The sequence below is a fragment of the Psychrobacter sp. genome (assembly GCF_035469765.1).
Classification (GTDB): domain Bacteria; phylum Pseudomonadota; class Gammaproteobacteria; order Pseudomonadales; family Moraxellaceae; genus Psychrobacter.
In genome coordinates this window covers 1-2,310 of sequence record NZ_DATIRM010000352.1, presented here as the reverse complement: position 1 = coordinate 2,310, position 2,310 = coordinate 1, and the positions used below count along the sequence as shown (strand labels likewise).

Annotated in this window: 2 protein-coding genes; both read left to right on the top strand. The window is 44.7% G+C overall.

The features are described from left to right. On the top strand, positions 1 to 934 hold a 934-nt coding region (locus tag VLN09_RS09710; RefSeq protein WP_325246012.1), incomplete at its 5' end, for a zinc-binding dehydrogenase. Between the two features lie 72 nt (positions 935 to 1,006). Beyond that, positions 1,007 to 2,011 carry an oxidoreductase gene (locus tag VLN09_RS09705; protein ID WP_325246010.1) on the top strand — a complete coding sequence of 335 codons (1,005 nt, stop codon included), beginning with the start codon at positions 1,007 to 1,009 and terminating at the stop codon, positions 2,009 to 2,011. Positions 2,012 to 2,310 lie beyond the last annotated feature (299 nt).

Here is a 2,310-nt window from a genome sequence, read left to right as displayed (position 1 = left end):
ACTCAGCATCGGCGACCGCCCTACTCCAGAACCCAAGGCCAATGAGGTCCGCGTCAAAACCATCTTGGCCTCCATTCATAATCACGACTTACTCACCATTCGTGGTAAATATGGTTTCAAACCCGAAATGCCTGCCATCGGTGGTAGTGAAGCGGTTGGTATCATCGATGCGGTCGGTAGCGAAGTTAAAAATTTAAAAGTCGGTCAACGTGTCGCAGCGGCCAGTGTGCAAGCGACTTGGGCAGAGTATTTCGTTGCTGTGGAAAATATGGTATTTCCTGTACCCGACAGCTTAGACGATGAGATGGCAGCGCAATTGATTGCCATGCCACTGAGCGCTTTGATGTTGCTTGAGTTCTTAGAATTACAAGCCGGTCAATGGGTTATCCAGAACGCCGCCAATGGCGCAGTCGGTAAGTCACTCGCCATGCTAGCCGCTGCACGTGGGGTAAAAACCATCAACGTGGTACGCAGTAACGATGCGGTAGCAGAGCTAGAAGCCATTGGGGTCGAAAATAATATCAATACCGAAGATAATGACTGGAAAGAGCAAGTAAAATCTATCCTTGGTGAGGAAAAAATCAGCGCAGCGGTTGATTCTGTCGGCGGTGAAGACAGTGGTGCTTTATTATCACTGCTCGGTCATGGCGGCACATTTGCCGTATTTGGTGCGATGTCCGGTAAGCCGATGATGCTTAATCCGACTGATATGATCTTTAAGCAAGCCGTACTCAAAGGCTTTTGGGGCAGTAAACTTAGCCAAGAGATGAGCGTCGAGAATAAACAGCGTTTGGTTGATGAGCTGATAGACCGCGCCGTTAGTGGTCAGTTAAAACTACCAACGGAAGCGACATTTGATTTGGCAGATATCTTAAAAGCGGTTGATGGAAAAATGCAGTCAGAAAAAAGCGGTAAAGTGCTCTTAAAGCCTTAAGCTGTTCTTTAAGCATTTTTCTATACTCGCAAATGAATATCTATATAAAGAAATCTAATTAGGAATAGCCTTATGTCTAACCACACAACGTTTAAAGCCTTGGTAGTCGAAGAAACTAGCGACGGTGAATTCAAAAAAAGCATCCAACAGCGTAACGTCAGTGACTTGCCTGAGAATGACCTATTAATCGAAGTATATTATTCATCGTTAAATTTCAAAGACGCGATGTCAGCAAGCGGCAATAAAAGAATCACCAAGCAATATCCACATACGCCTGGTATCGATGCAGCAGGCATCGTAGTCAGTGACAAGTCTGGAACTTTTAAACCAGGGCAAGAGGTTGTGGTATTCGGTTATGATTTGGGCATGGATACGTCTGGCGGTCTCAGTCAAATGATCTCTATCCCAGCGGATTGGGCGGTCGAATGTCCGTCTTCATTGACGCTAAAAGAAGCGATGACTTATGGTACTGGTGGCTTGACGGCAGCTTTAAGTATTCAAAAGTTAGAAAAGATGGGCGCAAAACCAAGTGACGGACCAGTAGCCGTTACTGGCGCAACTGGTGGTGTCGGCAGCATCAGTATCGCAATCTTAAAGCAATTGGGCTACGAGGTCATTGCCTTCTCAGGGAAACCAGAGCAAAGCGATCACCTAAAAGACTTAGGAGCAAGCGAGGTGCGTCATCGCGATACTATTAATGAAGTCGGCAATAAACCTGTCGGTCGTGAGCTATGGGCAAACGCCATTGATACGATTGGCGGTGATTATCTAGCAAACTTACTCAAGCAAACCAAAGCTGGCGGCGCAGTGACTACGTGTGGTTTGGCATCTTCGCCAGTGTTTTCCATGACCGTCATGCCGTTCATCACCAGAGCGGTGTCATTATTGGGTATCGATTCGGTCTATATTCCATTGGCGGATAAAAAAGCCATTTGGGAGCGTGTCGCGACCGATATGAAACTGCCCAATCTTGAGAGCTATGGCGAAGAAATTACGCTTGAGCAAACGCCAGAATACTTGGATCGCTTTATATCAAGTAAAGTAGTGGGTCGTTATGTGGTGAATGTTCGGGGTTAAGTTTTTGGTTTTTGACAGATAAATTTGATAAACAGCGGCAGTGTTCCTTTTGGGATGCTGCCGTTTTTTGAAATGCTGTTTAAATATATAAAATTCATGTTTATCTTATTTCTCAAAAGAAATTAGGAGTTGCAATATGTCAGGTTCAGTTCGCATGTTTAATCATAGATTTGTCAACAGTAAGCTTTCTAATAGTGAACTGCAAGCTCTGTGTTGGGCTATAATTCATAACGTTCAGTTTGATCCGTTTACTAATGCTGGAAAATTCATTAAACCCATTCCTGAAAAGCGCTTTAAAC